Origin of the sequence: Sphingomonas sp. Leaf33, from assembly GCF_001421785.1 — a bacterium.
Lineage (GTDB): Bacteria > Pseudomonadota > Alphaproteobacteria > Sphingomonadales > Sphingomonadaceae > Sphingomonas.
Genome location: NZ_LMLB01000001.1, coordinates 1,428,890 through 1,442,751 on the forward strand (window position 1 = coordinate 1,428,890; position 13,862 = coordinate 1,442,751).

Annotated in this window: 18 protein-coding genes and 1 other RNA gene; 13 read left to right on the forward strand and 6 right to left on the reverse strand. The window is 67.6% G+C overall.

The window, feature by feature from the left end; translation table 11 throughout:
- Positions 1 to 195 precede the first annotated feature (195 nt).
- Positions 196 to 1,008 carry a ferredoxin--NADP reductase gene (locus ASE86_RS07075; protein WP_056424004.1) on the reverse strand — a complete coding sequence of 271 codons (813 nt, stop codon included), beginning with the start codon at positions 1,006 to 1,008 and terminating at the stop codon, positions 196 to 198.
- A 133-nt stretch (positions 1,009 to 1,141) separates the two neighbouring features.
- Between ASE86_RS07075 and ASE86_RS07080 the strand changes: the two genes are divergently transcribed.
- Complete coding sequence (locus tag ASE86_RS07080; RefSeq protein WP_056426779.1) at positions 1,142 to 1,324, forward strand: hypothetical protein; 183 nt, start codon at positions 1,142 to 1,144, stop codon at positions 1,322 to 1,324.
- 231 nt (positions 1,325 to 1,555) lie between these two features.
- Here ASE86_RS07080 and ASE86_RS07085 read toward each other — a convergent pair whose 3' ends face one another.
- On the reverse strand, positions 1,556 to 2,212 hold the full coding sequence (locus ASE86_RS07085; RefSeq protein ID WP_056424006.1) for an alpha/beta hydrolase: 657 nt from the start codon (positions 2,210 to 2,212) through the stop codon (positions 1,556 to 1,558).
- A gap of 117 nt (positions 2,213 to 2,329) precedes the next feature.
- Here ASE86_RS07085 and ASE86_RS07090 point away from each other — a divergent pair, with 117 nt between their 5' ends.
- From ASE86_RS07090 to ffs, 5 genes are all read left to right on the forward strand, one after another.
- Positions 2,330 to 3,430 (forward strand): cysteine desulfurase family protein, encoded by a 1,101-nt coding sequence (locus tag ASE86_RS07090; RefSeq protein ID WP_082441741.1) that lies wholly within the window; start codon positions 2,330 to 2,332, stop codon positions 3,428 to 3,430.
- On the forward strand, positions 3,427 to 4,506 hold the full coding sequence (locus ASE86_RS07095; RefSeq protein WP_056424008.1) for a cysteine desulfurase family protein: 1,080 nt from the start codon (positions 3,427 to 3,429) through the stop codon (positions 4,504 to 4,506). The genes ASE86_RS07090 and ASE86_RS07095 overlap by 4 nt, the downstream gene beginning before the upstream one ends.
- Positions 4,503 to 4,835: a 2Fe-2S iron-sulfur cluster-binding protein gene (locus ASE86_RS07100; RefSeq protein ID WP_056424010.1), complete on the forward strand. Its 333-nt coding sequence runs from the start codon at positions 4,503 to 4,505 to the stop codon at positions 4,833 to 4,835. The genes ASE86_RS07095 and ASE86_RS07100 overlap by 4 nt, the downstream gene beginning before the upstream one ends.
- A 98-nt stretch (positions 4,836 to 4,933) precedes the next feature.
- The gene (locus ASE86_RS07105; RefSeq protein ID WP_056424012.1) at positions 4,934 to 5,221 is read left to right on the forward strand and encodes a hypothetical protein; all 288 of its coding nucleotides are present in this window, start codon (positions 4,934 to 4,936) and stop codon (positions 5,219 to 5,221) included.
- Between the two features lie 54 nt (positions 5,222 to 5,275).
- Positions 5,276 to 5,373, forward strand: an RNA gene (ffs, locus tag ASE86_RS15665) — signal recognition particle sRNA small type.
- A gap of 154 nt (positions 5,374 to 5,527) precedes the next feature.
- Here the strand turns inward: ffs and ASE86_RS07110 are convergent.
- Positions 5,528 to 6,130 (reverse strand): hypothetical protein, encoded by a 603-nt coding sequence (locus ASE86_RS07110; RefSeq protein WP_056424015.1) that lies wholly within the window; start codon positions 6,128 to 6,130, stop codon positions 5,528 to 5,530.
- A gap of 90 nt (positions 6,131 to 6,220) precedes the next feature.
- Here ASE86_RS07110 and ASE86_RS07115 point away from each other — a divergent pair, with 90 nt between their 5' ends.
- The 4 genes from ASE86_RS07115 to ASE86_RS07130 all read left to right on the forward strand — a co-directional run bounded on the left by ASE86_RS07115 (position 6,221) and on the right by ASE86_RS07130 (position 9,080).
- On the forward strand, positions 6,221 to 6,649 hold the full coding sequence (locus ASE86_RS07115; protein ID WP_056424017.1) for a hypothetical protein: 429 nt from the start codon (positions 6,221 to 6,223) through the stop codon (positions 6,647 to 6,649).
- 109 nt (positions 6,650 to 6,758) lie between these two features.
- A complete protein-coding gene (locus ASE86_RS07120) occupies positions 6,759 to 8,414 on the forward strand; it encodes a DNA polymerase III subunit gamma/tau (RefSeq protein WP_056424019.1) in 1,656 nt (551 codons plus the stop codon).
- The gene (locus tag ASE86_RS07125; protein WP_056424021.1) at positions 8,411 to 8,734 is read left to right on the forward strand and encodes a YbaB/EbfC family nucleoid-associated protein; all 324 of its coding nucleotides are present in this window, start codon (positions 8,411 to 8,413) and stop codon (positions 8,732 to 8,734) included. The genes ASE86_RS07120 and ASE86_RS07125 overlap by 4 nt, the downstream gene beginning before the upstream one ends.
- A gap of 76 nt (positions 8,735 to 8,810) precedes the next feature.
- Positions 8,811 to 9,080: a hypothetical protein gene (locus ASE86_RS07130; protein WP_056424023.1), complete on the forward strand. Its 270-nt coding sequence runs from the start codon at positions 8,811 to 8,813 to the stop codon at positions 9,078 to 9,080.
- 49 nt (positions 9,081 to 9,129) lie between these two features.
- On the opposite strand, the gene mtgA is transcribed toward ASE86_RS07130, so the two are convergent.
- Positions 9,130 to 9,798 carry a monofunctional biosynthetic peptidoglycan transglycosylase gene (gene mtgA, locus ASE86_RS07135; RefSeq protein WP_056424025.1) on the reverse strand — a complete coding sequence of 223 codons (669 nt, stop codon included), beginning with the start codon at positions 9,796 to 9,798 and terminating at the stop codon, positions 9,130 to 9,132.
- 133 nt (positions 9,799 to 9,931) lie between these two features.
- On the opposite strand from mtgA, the gene ASE86_RS07140 reads away from it, so the two are divergent.
- Positions 9,932 to 10,744, forward strand: coding sequence for a transporter (locus tag ASE86_RS07140; RefSeq protein WP_082441743.1), 813 nt, complete (start codon positions 9,932 to 9,934; stop codon positions 10,742 to 10,744).
- A 2-nt stretch (positions 10,745 to 10,746) separates the two neighbouring features.
- Here the strand turns inward: ASE86_RS07140 and rpoH are convergent, their stop codons facing one another.
- Together rpoH and ASE86_RS07150 are read right to left on the reverse strand one after the other, a co-directional pair.
- A complete protein-coding gene (gene rpoH / locus ASE86_RS07145; protein ID WP_056424028.1) occupies positions 10,747 to 11,655 on the reverse strand; it encodes an RNA polymerase sigma factor RpoH in 909 nt (302 codons plus the stop codon).
- A 55-nt stretch (positions 11,656 to 11,710) separates the two neighbouring features.
- On the reverse strand, positions 11,711 to 12,658 hold the full coding sequence (locus ASE86_RS07150) for an RluA family pseudouridine synthase (RefSeq protein ID WP_056424029.1): 948 nt from the start codon (positions 12,656 to 12,658) through the stop codon (positions 11,711 to 11,713).
- 13 nt (positions 12,659 to 12,671) lie between these two features.
- Between ASE86_RS07150 and ASE86_RS07155 the strand changes: the two genes are divergently transcribed.
- Both ASE86_RS07155 and ASE86_RS07160 read left to right on the forward strand, forming a co-directional pair.
- Entirely contained in the window at positions 12,672 to 13,085 is a 414-nt protein-coding gene (locus tag ASE86_RS07155; RefSeq protein ID WP_056424031.1) for a Mov34/MPN/PAD-1 family protein, read from the forward strand.
- Between the two features lie 66 nt (positions 13,086 to 13,151).
- A complete protein-coding gene (locus ASE86_RS07160) occupies positions 13,152 to 13,793 on the forward strand; it encodes a histidine phosphotransferase family protein (RefSeq protein WP_056424033.1) in 642 nt (213 codons plus the stop codon).
- Positions 13,794 to 13,862 lie beyond the last annotated feature (69 nt).

The window sequence follows — 13,862 nt, forward strand, 5'->3', positions numbered from 1 at the left end:
GAGCGACATCCTTTGCGGCTCTAGGCTCCCGCCTGCGCGGGCGCACGGAAGGCTCACGATCGCTATCAGTCGTCATCCCCGCGAAGGCGGGGATACATTCTGGCTGACCTGTCGATAGAGCCGATTGACCAGCGACTATTGATCCCTACCTTCGCGGGGATGACGGTGGTTAGGGCTAAAAACCGGCCGCCCACGTCACCCCACGAACGCCCGCTCGATCACATAGTCCCCCGGGTTCGCATTCGACCCCTCGGTGAAGCCCAACCCGTCGAGCATCGCGGCGGTGTCGCGGATCATCGCCATGCTCCCGCACAGCATCACGCGGTCGGTCGCCGGATCGAGCTTCGCCTCGCCCGGGATACCGTCGAACAGCGACCCGTCCTCGATCATCGTGCCGATGCGCTTCTGGACGGAAAAGTCCTCGCGCGTCACGGTCGGCACATAATAGAGCTGCGCCTGGGCCTGCTCCTCGACCAGCGGATCGCCTGTCAGCTTCGACTCGAGCACGTCGCGGTAGGCAAGGTCGCTCACGCGCCGCACCGAATGGACGACGACGATCTGTTCGAACATCTCGTACACGTCCGGATCGCGGATCAGGCTGAGGAACGGGGCGAGGCCCGTGCCGGTCGCCAGCAGGAACAATCGCTTGCCCGGCGTCAGCGCGTCGGTGACCAGCGTGCCGGTCGGCTTGCGGCCGAGGTAGATCTGATCACCGACCTGCACCTGTTGCAGGCGCGACGTAAGCGGGCCGTCGGCGACCTTGATCGATAGGAAGTCCAGTTCCTCGTCCCAAGACGGCGACGCCACCGAATAGGCGCGCAGCAAAGGGCGGTTGTCGCCCTGCAGGCCGATCATCACGAATTCGCCCGACCGGAAGCGGAAGCTTGCGGGCCGCGTGATCGCGAAGCTGAACAGATGCTCGTTCCAGTGATGGACCTTGGTCACCGTCTCGACGGTCAGGGCGGCGGTCGGTTCAAGCACGGTCGGGGCAGCGATCGAATCGCTCATTGGAATCCATGTCCTTCATGTGGGGCGGCGGGCGTGCCCGCGCGCGAAATCATCGGTCTGTCGGAATGCGCGGGCGCCCATAGCAGACAAGCCGCCCCGCGGTCGAGTGTTGCGAGTGAATCGCAAGGATGCGATGGACGGCGCCATGGAGACACTCGCCAAACTCGCCCCCACCATCACGATGCTCGCCGTCTTCGCGCTGGTCTTCGGCGGAATCCGCCTGGTGCGTGCCGGAGACGACAGCCGGACGAAGGGCGTGCTGATGCTCGTCTGTGCGGCGGTGCTGGTCGGGAACGTGCTCATCTGGACGCTGTGAGGCGCTACGTCCGGTAGGCGCCGATTGCGAAGGCAGAATGGGTTCATGCGGAGCAAGGTGAGCTTGTTGACCCCACCCCGCTCGCCCTGAGCGTGTCGAAGGGCCGCTCTTCTTCCGCCAGGCTTGGGGCGGGCATCGGCAAAGCCGATGCCGTCGGTCGGTGCGCTGCACCGCCGGCCGTGCTTGGCGCCGCGACGCGGATTAGCTTGGCGCTAACCCGCTGCGCCAAGCTCATTTTATGGGCGAATTGGGATCGAGGCGCATGTCGAGGTACCGATCCACGCTGCCCATCAGCTGATCCATCTCATGCTCGAAGAAATGGTTCGCGCCGGGGATCGTGTCGTGGTGGATGGTGATGTGCTTCTGCGTGCGCAGCTTGTCGACCAGCTTCTGCACCGCGATCGGGGTCACGACCTCGTCCGCTTCGCCCTGGATGATGATGCCGCTCGACGGGCAGGGCGCCAGGAAGGTGAAGTCGAACATGTTGGCGGGCGGCGCGACCGAGATGAAGCCGCGGATTTCCGGGCGGCGCATCAGCAGCTGCATGCCGATCCACGCGCCGAAGCCGAAGCCCGCGACCCAGGTCGTCGATGCCTCGGGATGGAAGCTTTGCACCCAGTCCAGCGCGCTGGCGGCATCCGACAGCTCGCCGACGCCGTTGTCGAACACGCCCTGGCTCTTGCCCACGCCACGGAAATTGAAGCGCAGCGTCGCGAAACCGCGGCGCTGGAACGTCTTGTACAGTTCCTGCACGATGCGGTTGTTCATCGTGCCGCCCGACATCGGGTGCGGGTGGAGGATCATGGCGACAGGCGCACGCGGGCGGGGGGCGGGGGCGAACCGCCCCTCCAGGCGACCTTCGGGACCGGGGAAAATGACTTCTGGCATGATGAGCGGAACCTGCGAGGGAGGCCGGCGCGTTGCAATGGCGCGCGTGGAAAGCGGGCGCTATATAAGAAGCTGCCACGCGGGCGCAACGAAACTCGACATTCGTAAGGGAGCCCCGTGGCCAACCGTCTCTACCTCGATCACGCCGCCACCACCCCGATGCTGCCGCAGGCGGCCGAGGCGGTCGTGCGCGGCCTGGCGTGCTGGGCCAATCCGTCGTCCCCGCATGCGGAGGGTCGTGCCGCGCGCGCGATGCTGGAGAGCGCGCGCAATGTGCTGAAGACAGCCTATCGCTGGCCGGGCGAGCTGATCCTGACCAGCGGGGCGACCGAAGCGATCTGGATGGCCTTGACCCGCGCGCAGGTCGCCAGCGTCCTGGTCGGTGCGACCGAGCATGAGGCCGTGCTGCGCGCCGCACCCGAGGCGGTGCGCCTGGGCGTCCGGCCCGACGGTATCCTGAACCTCGACGCGCTCGCCCGCGAACTCGCCGTCGCGCCAGCGCCTGCGCTGGTCGCGGTGCAATGGGCCAACAGCGAGACGGGCGTCATCCAGCCGATCGCCGAGATCGCGCAGATCGTCCACGCCGCCGGCGGCCGGCTGTTCGTCGATGCCGCGCAGATGCCGTCGTCGTGGAACGACCACCCGCCGCAGGACGTCGCCGACCTGATCGCGATTTCGGGCCACAAGCGCGGCGGCCCGGCCGGCATCGGCGGGCTGCTGGTCCGCGACCTCGCGCTGCTGCTGCCGACCGGCGGGCAGGAGCGCGGCTATCGCGGCGGGACGGAGAACATGCCGGCCGCGCTGGGGTTCGCCGCCGCGGTGGCGGTAGCGGAAGACCTTGCCGCGATGGTGTCGCTGCGCGCGCGACTCGATTCGGCGATCGAGGCGCTGGGCGGCGAAGTGGTCGCCGCCCGCGCGCTGCGCGCGCCGCACATCGCGTCCTACCGGATGCCCGGACTGTCGGCGGCGGCGCAGCTGATCCGCTTCGACCTGGCCGGCATCGCGGTGTCGGCGGGGTCGGCGTGCTCGTCGGGCACGATGCGCCCCAGCCACGTCCTGGCGCACATGGGCTGGGACGGGGCGGCGGCCAGCGAAGTCGTCCGCGTCAGCTTCGCGCGCACCACGACCCCGGCCGATGTCGAGCGGTTCATCGCCGCCTGGGCCAGCGTCGCCCGCGACCTGCGCACGCGAGGCGAGCCGGCCGAAGAGCTGCTGTGATCTACCTCGACTATCAGGCGACGACGCCGATCGCGCCGGAAGCCTTCGACGCCATGCTGCCGTGGCTGCGCGACGGCTTCGCCAACCCCCATTCGCCGCACGCCGCCGGCCGCCGGGCGAAAGCAGCGGTCGAGGTCGCGCGGGATCAGGTCGCCGCGCTGTTGCCCGCGGGCGGTCGGGTCAGCTTCACCAGCGGCGCGACCGAAGCGCTCAACTGGGCGATCCAGGGTATCGCGGGGCCGGTCGTCACGATCGCCACCGAACATGCGGCGGTGCTGGAAACGGCGCGGGCGGGTGGCCGGTGTACCGTCCTGCCGGTCGGCGGCGACGGGCTGGTCGATCTGGACGCCGCGCGACAGGCGATCCGCCCCGGTACGGCGCTGGTCGCAGCCATGCTGGTCAACAACGAGATCGGCACGATTCAGCCGATCGCTGAACTGGCCGCGATCGCCCATGCCGCGGGCGCGCTGTTTCTGTGCGACGCGGTGCAGGGCTATGGCCGCATTCCCATCCCCGACACCTGCGACCTGATCGCGGTGTCCGCGCACAAGATCCACGGGCCGAAGGGCATCGGCGCCTTGTGGATTCGCGACGGCGTCGATCTCGCGCCGCTGATGCACGGCGGTGGGCAGGAGGCGGGCGGGCGATCGGGCACGCTCAGCCCTGCGCTGTGTGCGGGATTCGGTGCGGCGGCGGCGCTGGCGAAGGCGCGGCAGATGACGGACGCAGAGCATGTCTTCTCGCTCTTCGGCCTAGCCGACAGCCTTCTGGGCGGCGACTGGGTGGTGAATGGATCGATCGAGCATCGTTACTATGGCAACCTGAACGTCCGCCTGCCGGGCCTGGACGTGGCGCGGCTGATGAGCGACCTGCGCGACATCGCCTTTTCCGCCGGATCGGCCTGCGCCAGCGGATCGGGTCGCTCGAGCCATGTGCTGCGCGCGATCGGGCTGTCGGACACCCAGGCGCGCGAAAGTGTCCGGATCGGCTTCGGCCGCTACACCACCGCGCAGGACATCGACGACGCCATGACTCGCCTCACCGCTGCCGCGCACGCCCAGTGCATCGCCGCATGATCCGCGTCCATCTGATCGGTACCGATGGCCGAACGACCGAGGCGCACGGCGAGGCGGGCGACACCCTGCTGCGTCTTGCCCAAGCCGCAGGCCAGCCGCTGGAGGGCACCTGCGAAGGCCAGATGGCCTGTTCGACCTGCCATGTGATCGTCGCGGCGGAGGATTTCGACCGCCTGCCGCCGGCGAGCGAGGAGGAGGAGGATATGCTTGACCTCGCCGCCGTGGCGACGCGGACCAGCCGGCTGGCCTGCCAGATCGTGCTGACGCCGGCGATCGACGGCCTCACCGTGCGCGTGCCGGCGGAGGCGCGCGACATGCGCGGTCGATGAACGGGAGATAACGTCTCATTCATGGAACGTGCATGGCCTGCTATCCATTCTTGCCCTCAGGAGCCCGCGTTTCGGGCGTGTAAAAGAGGAGCAGGATCATGAAGATGATCGCATTGGCCGCCGCCGGCCTGATCGCCGCCACCGCCGTCACCCCGACCCCCGCCGAGGCACAGCGTCACGGCTGGAACGACGGACGCGGCTGGAACCGTGGCCATGACCGCCACTGGCGCGACGACCGCCGTGGCTGGCGTGGGGACCGGCGCGGCGGGCGCGGCTGGAACCGCGGCAGCTGGAATGGCGGCTGGGACCGCGGCTATCGCGGTAATCGCGTGCGCTGCGTCTGGGTCCGCGGCTGGAACGGCCCGGAGCGCCGCTGCTACCGGTAACTGCCATCGATAATTCGGTGGCTTGATCGCGCCGCCCGGCTCCCCTATCTGGCGCACGGGAGTCGGGCGGACGGGGTCGTCGCCAACCTGGTCAGGGCCGGAAGGCAGCAGCCACAACGATTTCGCCCCGGGTCGTCCCGGCTCCCACCGCGCAGCTTGCGAGAGAGCGGCTGTGCCGCTCCACGCAAGCAAGCGCGGCCGGCGGGCCAGCGGCCCGACCGACGACGCGGCTTTGGTGCGGCGTATAACCGTCAAGCGCCGCCACTTTTGCCAATGCGTCGAGTCTTCCCTGCGCCGCCTCGTATATCAGGATTCATCAGCGACAGTGTAGACGTCGTCACCGTAGGCGGGTGGCTGATCCGTCGCGCTGCGGTGATACACCATCGGGATCGCCAGCCGCAGTCCGTCTGCCGGCAGTGGCGTGACCCGATGCTCCATCGCGCCCTCGAAACAGACGAAAAGCCCGGGCCGCGGTCGGAGCGATGCGATGGTTCCGCTACTGTCGCGAAACTGAAGCTCGCCACCGCTGTCTGGCACCATCGCGTAGAAGACGCCGGTGACGGCATTCATATCAGAATGCCAGGTGTTCGCAGCGCCCTCGCGCTCCAGAATATTGAGCGTGACGGCGGCACGCAGGCGATTTGCCGCGAATAGCGGATATCCCACGCTACGTGCGGCAAAATCTCGCAGGTCCCGATGGTACAGTGACCACATCCAGGGCAGCCCCGACCGGATGACCGCTCCATCGACACAGGCGAACAGACCGCGTTGATCGTCCGGCACGCCCGGATCGCCGTCGTGCAGAACCTGACGCATCGGCGAACTGGCCAGTGTCCGGACATCGTCCTGCCACTGCGCCGGTAGTCGGCCCGCGGCGGCAAGGTCCAGGGCATGGAATGGCGGGAGCATCGGTCTGACCTTATGATGCCGCGGCGCTAAACGAAAGAATGCTCGACCGGAACAAAAGAAGAACTTTCCTACACGCGCCAAATCTGCTCCATGTATCGGATGACTGCGCCCGACACCGCCGCCGAAGCCTATCCCTTCACCCCCGTGCCGATCGCCCGCGCACGCCACGACGGCTGGTCCCCCGAGCGGCAGCGCTGTTTCATCGCGGCGCTCGCCGAACTTGGCAGCGTCCATGCTGCGGCGCGGTCCGTCGGCTCCAGCCGGGCGGGTGTGGACAGGCTGCGTCGCCGCTCGGGTGCGGAGAGCTTTGCCGCCGCCTGGGATGCGGCGCTTGCCGAGGCACATGCAAGACTGTTCGAGGCGCTCTTTCAGCGTGCTACGGTCGGCGTCCTGATGCCGCGCAAGTATCGCGGCGGGATTGTCGGTTTTCGTCACTTCCACGACAATGCCGCCGGCCTGGCCGCGTTGCGTGAGCCGCCGTTGCCGCCGCATCTGCGTCGAGGGACGGAGCAAAGGTGACAAAGGTGACAAGCGGCGTCGGATTCACCGCGTTTCGGTCAACTTTGCGCCGCCCGTCCTCGAACCGACCCTTCGACAACGCCTGCGCTTGGCCCTAGAGAAGACTGCAATGTCCGACTCCCTCGACCTCGGCGAACCTCCGCAGCCCAAGGGCGCTGCGTACCGTGTGCTCGCCCGCAAATACCGGCCGCAGACGTTCCGTGAACTGATCGGCCAGGACGCGATGGTCACGACGCTGGGCAATGCAATCCGGCGCGATCGGCTGGCGCACGCGTTTCTGCTGACCGGCGTGCGCGGGGTTGGCAAGACATCGACCGCGCGGCTGATCGCCAAGGCGCTGAACTGCATCGGACCGGACGGCAACGGGGGGCCGACGATCGATCCGTGCGGCGTGTGCGAGCCGTGCCGCGCCATCGCCGAGGGGCGCCATATCGACGTGATCGAGATGGACGCCGCCAGCCACACCGGCATCGACGACATCCGCGAAATCATCGAGGCGTCGCGCTATGCCGCGGTGTCGGCGCGCTACAAGATCTACATCATCGACGAAGTCCACATGCTGTCGAAGGCCGCGTTCAACGGCCTGCTCAAGACGCTGGAAGAACCGCCGGGCCATGTGAAGTTCCTGTTCGCCACTACGGAAGTGAACAAGGTGCCGGTGACGGTGCTGTCGCGCTGCCAGCGGTTCGACCTGAAGCGGATTCCGGCCGAACTGCTCGCCGCGCACTTCGCCGAGGTCGCCCGGGCCGAGGGCGTTGAGGCGGAGGGGGACGCCCTGGCTCTGGTCGCGCGCGCGGCGGAAGGGTCGGCGCGCGACGGCCTGTCGATCCTTGACCAGGCGATCGCGCACGCCGGGATCGAGGGTGGTGCGGTGACCGCCGACGCGGTGCGCGACATGCTGGGCCTCAGTGACCGCGGCGCGATCCGCACGCTGTTCGGCAAGCTGCTGGAGGGCGATGCGGCGGGTGTGCTCGCCAACCTGCGCCAGCAATATGACCTGGGCGTCGATCCGACCGCGGTGTTGAATACGTTGCTGGAGACGGTCCACGGCGCCACGCTCATCAAGATCGGCGCGGACCTGAGCGCGGCCGGACAGGCGGCGGAGGAGCGGGCGGCGCTTGCCGAATGGGCGACCGCGCTCAGCTTCCCGGCGCTCCACCGGCTGTGGCAGTTGCTGCTGAAGGGCCATGACGAAGTCGCTCGCGCGGCGCTGCCGATCGAGACTGCGGAGATGGCGCTGCTGCGCGTGATCCATGCCGCGAGCCTGCCCGATCCGGGCGAACTCGCCAGACAGATCGCGACCGGCGGCGTGCCGGCCCCGGCGGCGGGGCAGGGCGTGCCGGCACCGACGCCGGCTCCGGCCGCACCTGCCGCCGCGGCTGCCGAGCCAGCGCTGCCGGCCAGCCTGCGCGACGTGCACACGCTGCTCGACGCGTCGGACCGGATGCGGCTCGCGGTCGATGTCTGGCACCGGCTGCGTGTGGTCAGCTTCGATTTCCCGCAGATCATTCTCAGCAACCTTGCCCCGCTGCCGGCAGAGCTGCCGAAGGAACTCGCCAGCGAACTGCGCGCGCTGACCGGCAAGACGTGGAAGGTGACGTTGTCGCCGACGCCGGGCGACCCCACTTTGGCGGAACAGAGTGCAGCGGCCGAGGAAGCCGCGCGCGCGGCGGTGCTGGCGACCCCGATGGTCGCTGCGGCGCTGGCGGCGTTCCCGAACGCCGAACTCAAGCAATTCAAACTGGCCGGAGGCAATCAGGCGTGAAGAGTATCGAAGACATCATGGCGATGGCGCAGAACGTCCAGGACGAGCTGCAGAAGGCGCAGGCTAACCTCGATACGATCGAGGTCGAGGGCGTGTCGGGCGGCGGGCTGGTGCGCGTGAAGGCGTCGGCCAAGGGCCGGATCATGAGCGTCGCCATCGACGATTCGCTGCTCGCGCCGAGCGAGAAAGGGATGCTCGAAGACCTGGTCGCCGCCGCGTTCAACGATGCGCGGGCGAAGGCGGATGCGGCATCGTCGACAGAGATGGGCAAGCTGACCAGCGGACTGCCGCTGCCGCCGGGCTTCAAGCTGCCGTTCTGATACCGTTTCTCAGGCGGAACGGAATCGCGAGTTAAACCGTTGCGCGCGCATCGACTTTTCAAAAAGGGGATGCGTGATGAGTGACGACCGGTACACCGAAACGACCACTACGACGCCTGGCGTGCAGCCGGCCCACACGACGACTGTCATCGAACGCCGCAGCGGCGGCGGTGGCGGCCTGGTGATCGGGTTGCTGGTTCTGGTCGTCGTCGCGGTCGGTGTGTTCTTCCTGTTCACGCAGAACAGCAGCGAAACCCGCAAGGACAATGCGATCGCCGGGGCCGCCAAGTCGGTCGGCGACGCGGCGAAGGACGTTGGCGACTCGGCCAAGAAGGCGGTCGAGTGAGGCGTTCGGGGGAGGGCGTTCGCTCTCCCCTGACCATTAGTGAAGCGCCTTACCGCAGGCAGGCGTCGAGCCCCTGGTTCCGAACCGCCGAAATCCGTCGCTGGATCAGTCCGGCATAGCGGCCGGTAAATCCTCGCGGCGCGATTCCGGCGCGCTTCTTGGGCAAGGGCAGGACGGCGGCGATCTGGGCCGCTTCCCGCGGGCCGAGCGTCCCCGCGCCGTGCTTGAAATACCGGTGCGCGCCTGCTTCGACCCCGTAGGTGCCGATGCCGGTTTCCGCGACGTTGAGATAGACCTCCATGATCCGCCGCTTGCTCCATAGCGTCTCGATCAGGACGGTGAAATACGCCTCCAGCGCCTTGCGGGCATAACCACCGCCCTGGAACAGGAAGACGTTCTTCGCGGTCTGCTGGCTGATCGTTGACCCGCCCCGGATGCGCCCGCCCTTGGCATTGCGATACGCGGCCGCTGCGATCGCCTTGTAATCGAAGCCGGAATGCGAACAGAAACGTGAATCCTCGGCGGCGATTGCGGCGCGCGGCATATCGGGGTCGATCCGGTCGAGCGGGGTCCAGTCCTTGGTTACGCCATGGCCGGAGACGACATCGCCCAGCATAGTCCACGTGATCGGCGGCGGTACGAAGCGATAGATGAGCGTCATCGCGACACTAACGAGCAGGAAGGCGATCAGCAGCGTGCCGAGCCAGCCCAGGATCATGCGGAAAGGCCCTCGACGGGCGCGCGGCGGGCGGGTGGTGGCCATGACCCGGTGCTGCTAGCGGGGCAGGGGCGTATAAGAAAGGGCCCGGCGCGGGCGTACGTAGGCAATTTGACGCGAGGGAGATCGTACGATGCGTAGTGGCCTTTTCCTGATTGCGACCGGAGCGGCCGTAGCGATCATCGCCGTCGTGCCCGCGAGCGCCCAGAGCCTGCGGGATTTTTGCGCGGATCGGCCTGGGCTCAATACGCCTGCCTGCACGCTCGATCCCGGTCATGTCATGATCGAATCCGGCCTGGTGGACTGGACGCGGGACCACGACGGAGCGCAGCGGGCAGATACCATGACATTTACCGACACTTTGGTGCGTGTGGGGCTTGATTCGCGGACCGAAGCGCAGGTCGGCTGGACGGCGTTCGGCATCCGGCGTGACCGGGACGCGATCGCCGGCACGGCCGAGCGCAGCCGCGGCGTCGGCGACATGACGGTGGCGCTCCGCCGGAATCTGCGCAATCCGGAAGGCTCAGGCGTTTCGCTGGCGATCATGAGTGTCGCGACGATTCCCACCGGCGGTCGTGCCATCGGCGCAGGGGACTGGGGCGCGGCGCTCTTGGCGCCGATGTCGATCAACCTACCCGCAAAGATCGACCTCGAACTCACGCCCGAGATCGACGCCGCAGTCGATGAGGACGGCCATGGACGCCATGTCGCCTATGGGAGCGCCGTAGGTCTTGAGGTTCCGGTCGGGCACGCTGTGCTGGCGACGGGCGAACTGTCGGTGTTTCATGACGACGATCCGGCCGGACACAGCACGCGGTCGACGGCCGGCCTGTCTCTCGCCCGGCAACGGGGAACGAACCTTCAGTTCGACGCCGGGGTGAACGTCGGGCTCAATCGGACGACGGACGATCTCAACCTGTATGTCGGGGTCGCCCGCCGATTTTAGCCTCAGCCCGCGACCGGGATCATCCGATTGCCGCCCGCCAGGCGCATCATCGCCTTTTGCAGCTTCTCGAAGGCGCGTACCTCGATCTGGCGGACGCGTTCGCGGCTGACACCGTAAACCTGTGACAGCTCCTCGAGCGTCTTGGGGTCGTCGGTCAGGCGGCGCTCGGTCAGGATGTGCTTCTCGCGGTCGTTCAGCTCGTCCATTGCCGACACGAGCATGTCGTGGCGCACGTCGGCTTCCTGCGCGTCGGCAACGATCTTGTCCTGCAAGGGCGCGTCGTCGGCCAGCCAGTCCTGCCACTGCCCCTCGCCATCCTCTCGCATCGGCACATTGAGCGAGGTGTCGCCGCCCATCGCCATGCGGCGGTTCATCGACGTCACTTCGTCCTCGGTCACGCCCAGGTCGGTCGCGATCTTGGTCAGGTGTTCGGGCGACAGATCGCCTTCCTCGAACGCGTCGAGCTTGGACTTCATGCGGCGCAGGTTGAAGAACAGCTTCTTCTGCGCAGCGGTCGTGCCCATCTTCACCAGCGACCAGCTGCGCAGGATGAATTCCTGGATCGATGCGCGGATCCACCACATGGCGTAGGTCGCCAGGCGAAAGCCCCGGTCGGGCTCAAACTTCTTCACGCCCTGCATCAGGCCGATGTTGCCCTCCGAGATCAGCTCGGACACGGGCAGGCCGTAGCCGCGATATCCCATCGCGATCTTGGCGACGAGCCGCAGGTGGCTGGTCACCAGCTGAGCGGCGGCATCGGGGTCGCCATGATCCTGGAACCGCTTGGCGAGCATATATTCCTGCTCGGGCGCGAGGATCGGGAATTTCTTGATCTCGGCGAGATAGCGGTTGAGGCTCGCCTCACCGCCGAGCGCAGGAATCGTCGCTGGGACGTTGCTGCTTTTTGCCATGACCGTCGTGTCCTCCTTGCCGGACCATGCCGCACCGCGGCGAAAGTCCCAATTCCTATACTCGAAGCTGGTTGAACAGTTCCTGCATATCGGCAGGCATTTCGCTTTCGAACGATAAAGCGACGCTTGTGATGGGATGAATGAACCCCAGACGCGCCGCGTGCAACGCCTGGCGGCGGAAACCGAGCGTTTCCAGCAGCGCGCGGTGCGACGCCTTCGTCCGGCCATAGACGGGGTCGCCGACCAGCGGATGACCGAGCGAGGCCATGTGCACGCGCACCTGGTGCGTACGCCCCGTTTCCAGCCGGCATTCGACGAGCGCCGCGTCGCGAAGTTGAGAAAGTTGAGACCAATGCGTGACGGCGCGCTTGCCGCCGGCGACGATCGCGACCTTCTTGCGATTCTGCGGCGAGCGGGCGAGCGGAGCGTCGACCGTCCCCGCCTTCACCCGTGGGACACCCGATACGATCGCCTTGTACCGCCGGTCGATGCTGTGCGCCTTGAACTGGCGCGCGAGGCCTTCGTGCGTACGGTCGGTCTTGGCCGCGACCATCAGGCCCGAAGTATCCTTGTCGATGCGGTGGACGATACCCGGCCGCGCGACGCCGCCGATGCCTGACAGAGAGCCGCGGCAATGATGGAGCAGCGCGTTGACCAAGGTCCCGTCGAGATTGCCGGCGGCGGGATGGACCACCAGCCCGGCCTGTTTGTCGATCACGATCAGATGATCGTCTTCATAGACGACCGTGAGCGCGATATCCTGCGGTTCGTTATGCGCGGGCGTCGGGTCGGGCACCGCAATGTCGTATAGGCCGTCGCCGATCGCCTTCTTGGCCGGGTCGCGGACGAGGCCGGCCGGGCCGGTGACAGCGCCCGAGGAGATCAGCACCTTCAGCCGTTCGCGCGACATCATCGGTACGGCATCGGCGAGCGCTCGGTCGAGCCGCCAGCCATCGGCCGCCGCGGCGATCCGCGCTTGTATGATGGAAACCCCCCGGTCCATTAGCTGGTGAGAGATGGGACGTTTCGTCGAAATTTCAAGATCGGTGCTGCGCGCGGTCGCGGCGGAAAGTGCCGCCGATCCCGACCGCGAGGTCTGCGGGCTGTTATTCGGAGATTCCGGTCGCGTCATCGCGCACCAGCCGTGCGCGAATGTCGCGGCCGACCCAGCGACACGGTTCGAGATCGATCCGGCGGCGCTGATCGCGGCGTACCGGGCGGAGCGAGGCGGGGGGCAGCGGATCGTCGGCTGCTACCACTCGCATCCCTCGGGCGATCCGCAGCCCTCGCGCCGGGATGCCGCGGATGCGGCGACGACCGGATGGCTGTGGCTGATCGCCGGCGGGTCTGCGATTCGCGCCTGGCGGGTCGTCGACGGCGGCTCGCACCACGACCGGTTCGATGCGGTCGAGGTCCGCCCCGTTCGATAGCGCCTGAACGGTTGCGGCGGGTGCATCCGTTCCTGTAAGGCCGCGTGCTTCCCCAGGAGCACTGCCTTGCCGACATCCTCGACCGAATTCGCCAGCCTGCTGTGCTCCCGGCTGTGCCACGATCTGTTGAGTCCGATCGGCGCGCTCAACAACGGGCTGGAGCTGCTGGCCGACGAGACCGATCCCGAGATGCGCCAGCGTTGCCTGGAGCTGCTGTCGGACAGCGCGCGGGCGTCGGCGAACAAGCTGAAATTCTTCCGCCTGGCGTTCGGTGCCGCGGGCGGTTTCGGCGAGCGGGTGGACACGCGCGAGGCGCAGGCCGCGGTCATGGGGCTGTTCGGCGACAATCGCCGGGTCACCATCGGCTGGATGATCGAGGACCCCGTGCTGCCCAAGGGCGCCGTGAAGGTGTTGCTGAACCTGATCCTGATCGCCGGCGACGCACTGGTTCGCGGCGGGCAACTGGACGTCGGCGCCGAACAGCGCGACGACCATGTCGAGATCGTGGTGCGCGGCGAAGGCCCCCGGATCGTGCTGGACGACGAACTGCGCGGCGCCCTGACCGGGACGGCGACCGCCGCCGTAACCCCGCGCGCGGCGGCCGCGCATCTGGCGCGGTCGCTGGTCGTGGAAAACGGCGGGTCGCTGCAGATTTCGCCGCCCGACGCGCCGGTCCTTATGTTCGGCGCGGTGTTCAACGCGTCGTGACGCGCGCGGCGATCTTGTAAACGCCGATTTAACCCAAGTCCCGCCATGGTCGTCTGCGACTGCCAGCGG

What these genes read in the sequence shown, in the direction of transcription:
- ASE86_RS07075 (WP_056424004.1), bottom strand. Translation starts at nt 1,008, where the DNA reads ATGAGCGATTCGATCGCTGCCCCGACCGTGCTTGAACCGACCGCCGCC.
- ASE86_RS07080 (WP_056426779.1), top strand. Translation starts at nt 1,142, where the DNA reads ATGGACGGCGCCATGGAGACACTCGCCAAACTCGCCCCCACCATCACG.
- ASE86_RS07085 (WP_056424006.1), bottom strand. Translation starts at nt 2,212, where the DNA reads ATGCCAGAAGTCATTTTCCCCGGTCCCGAAGGTCGCCTGGAGGGGCGG.
- ASE86_RS07100 (WP_056424010.1), top strand. Translation starts at nt 4,503, where the DNA reads ATGATCCGCGTCCATCTGATCGGTACCGATGGCCGAACGACCGAGGCG.
- ASE86_RS07105 (WP_056424012.1), top strand. Translation starts at nt 4,934, where the DNA reads ATGAAGATGATCGCATTGGCCGCCGCCGGCCTGATCGCCGCCACCGCC.
- ASE86_RS07110 (WP_056424015.1), bottom strand. Translation starts at nt 6,130, where the DNA reads ATGCTCCCGCCATTCCATGCCCTGGACCTTGCCGCCGCGGGCCGACTA.
- ASE86_RS07115 (WP_056424017.1), top strand. Translation starts at nt 6,221, where the DNA reads ATGTATCGGATGACTGCGCCCGACACCGCCGCCGAAGCCTATCCCTTC.
- ASE86_RS07120 (WP_056424019.1), top strand. Translation starts at nt 6,759, where the DNA reads ATGTCCGACTCCCTCGACCTCGGCGAACCTCCGCAGCCCAAGGGCGCT.
- ASE86_RS07130 (WP_056424023.1), top strand. Translation starts at nt 8,811, where the DNA reads ATGAGTGACGACCGGTACACCGAAACGACCACTACGACGCCTGGCGTG.
- mtgA (WP_056424025.1), bottom strand. Translation starts at nt 9,798, where the DNA reads ATGATCCTGGGCTGGCTCGGCACGCTGCTGATCGCCTTCCTGCTCGTT.
- ASE86_RS07140 (WP_082441743.1), top strand. Translation starts at nt 9,932, where the DNA reads ATGCGTAGTGGCCTTTTCCTGATTGCGACCGGAGCGGCCGTAGCGATC.
- rpoH (WP_056424028.1), bottom strand. Translation starts at nt 11,655, where the DNA reads ATGGCAAAAAGCAGCAACGTCCCAGCGACGATTCCTGCGCTCGGCGGT.
- ASE86_RS07150 (WP_056424029.1), bottom strand. Translation starts at nt 12,658, where the DNA reads ATGGACCGGGGGGTTTCCATCATACAAGCGCGGATCGCCGCGGCGGCC.
- ASE86_RS07155 (WP_056424031.1), top strand. Translation starts at nt 12,672, where the DNA reads ATGGGACGTTTCGTCGAAATTTCAAGATCGGTGCTGCGCGCGGTCGCG.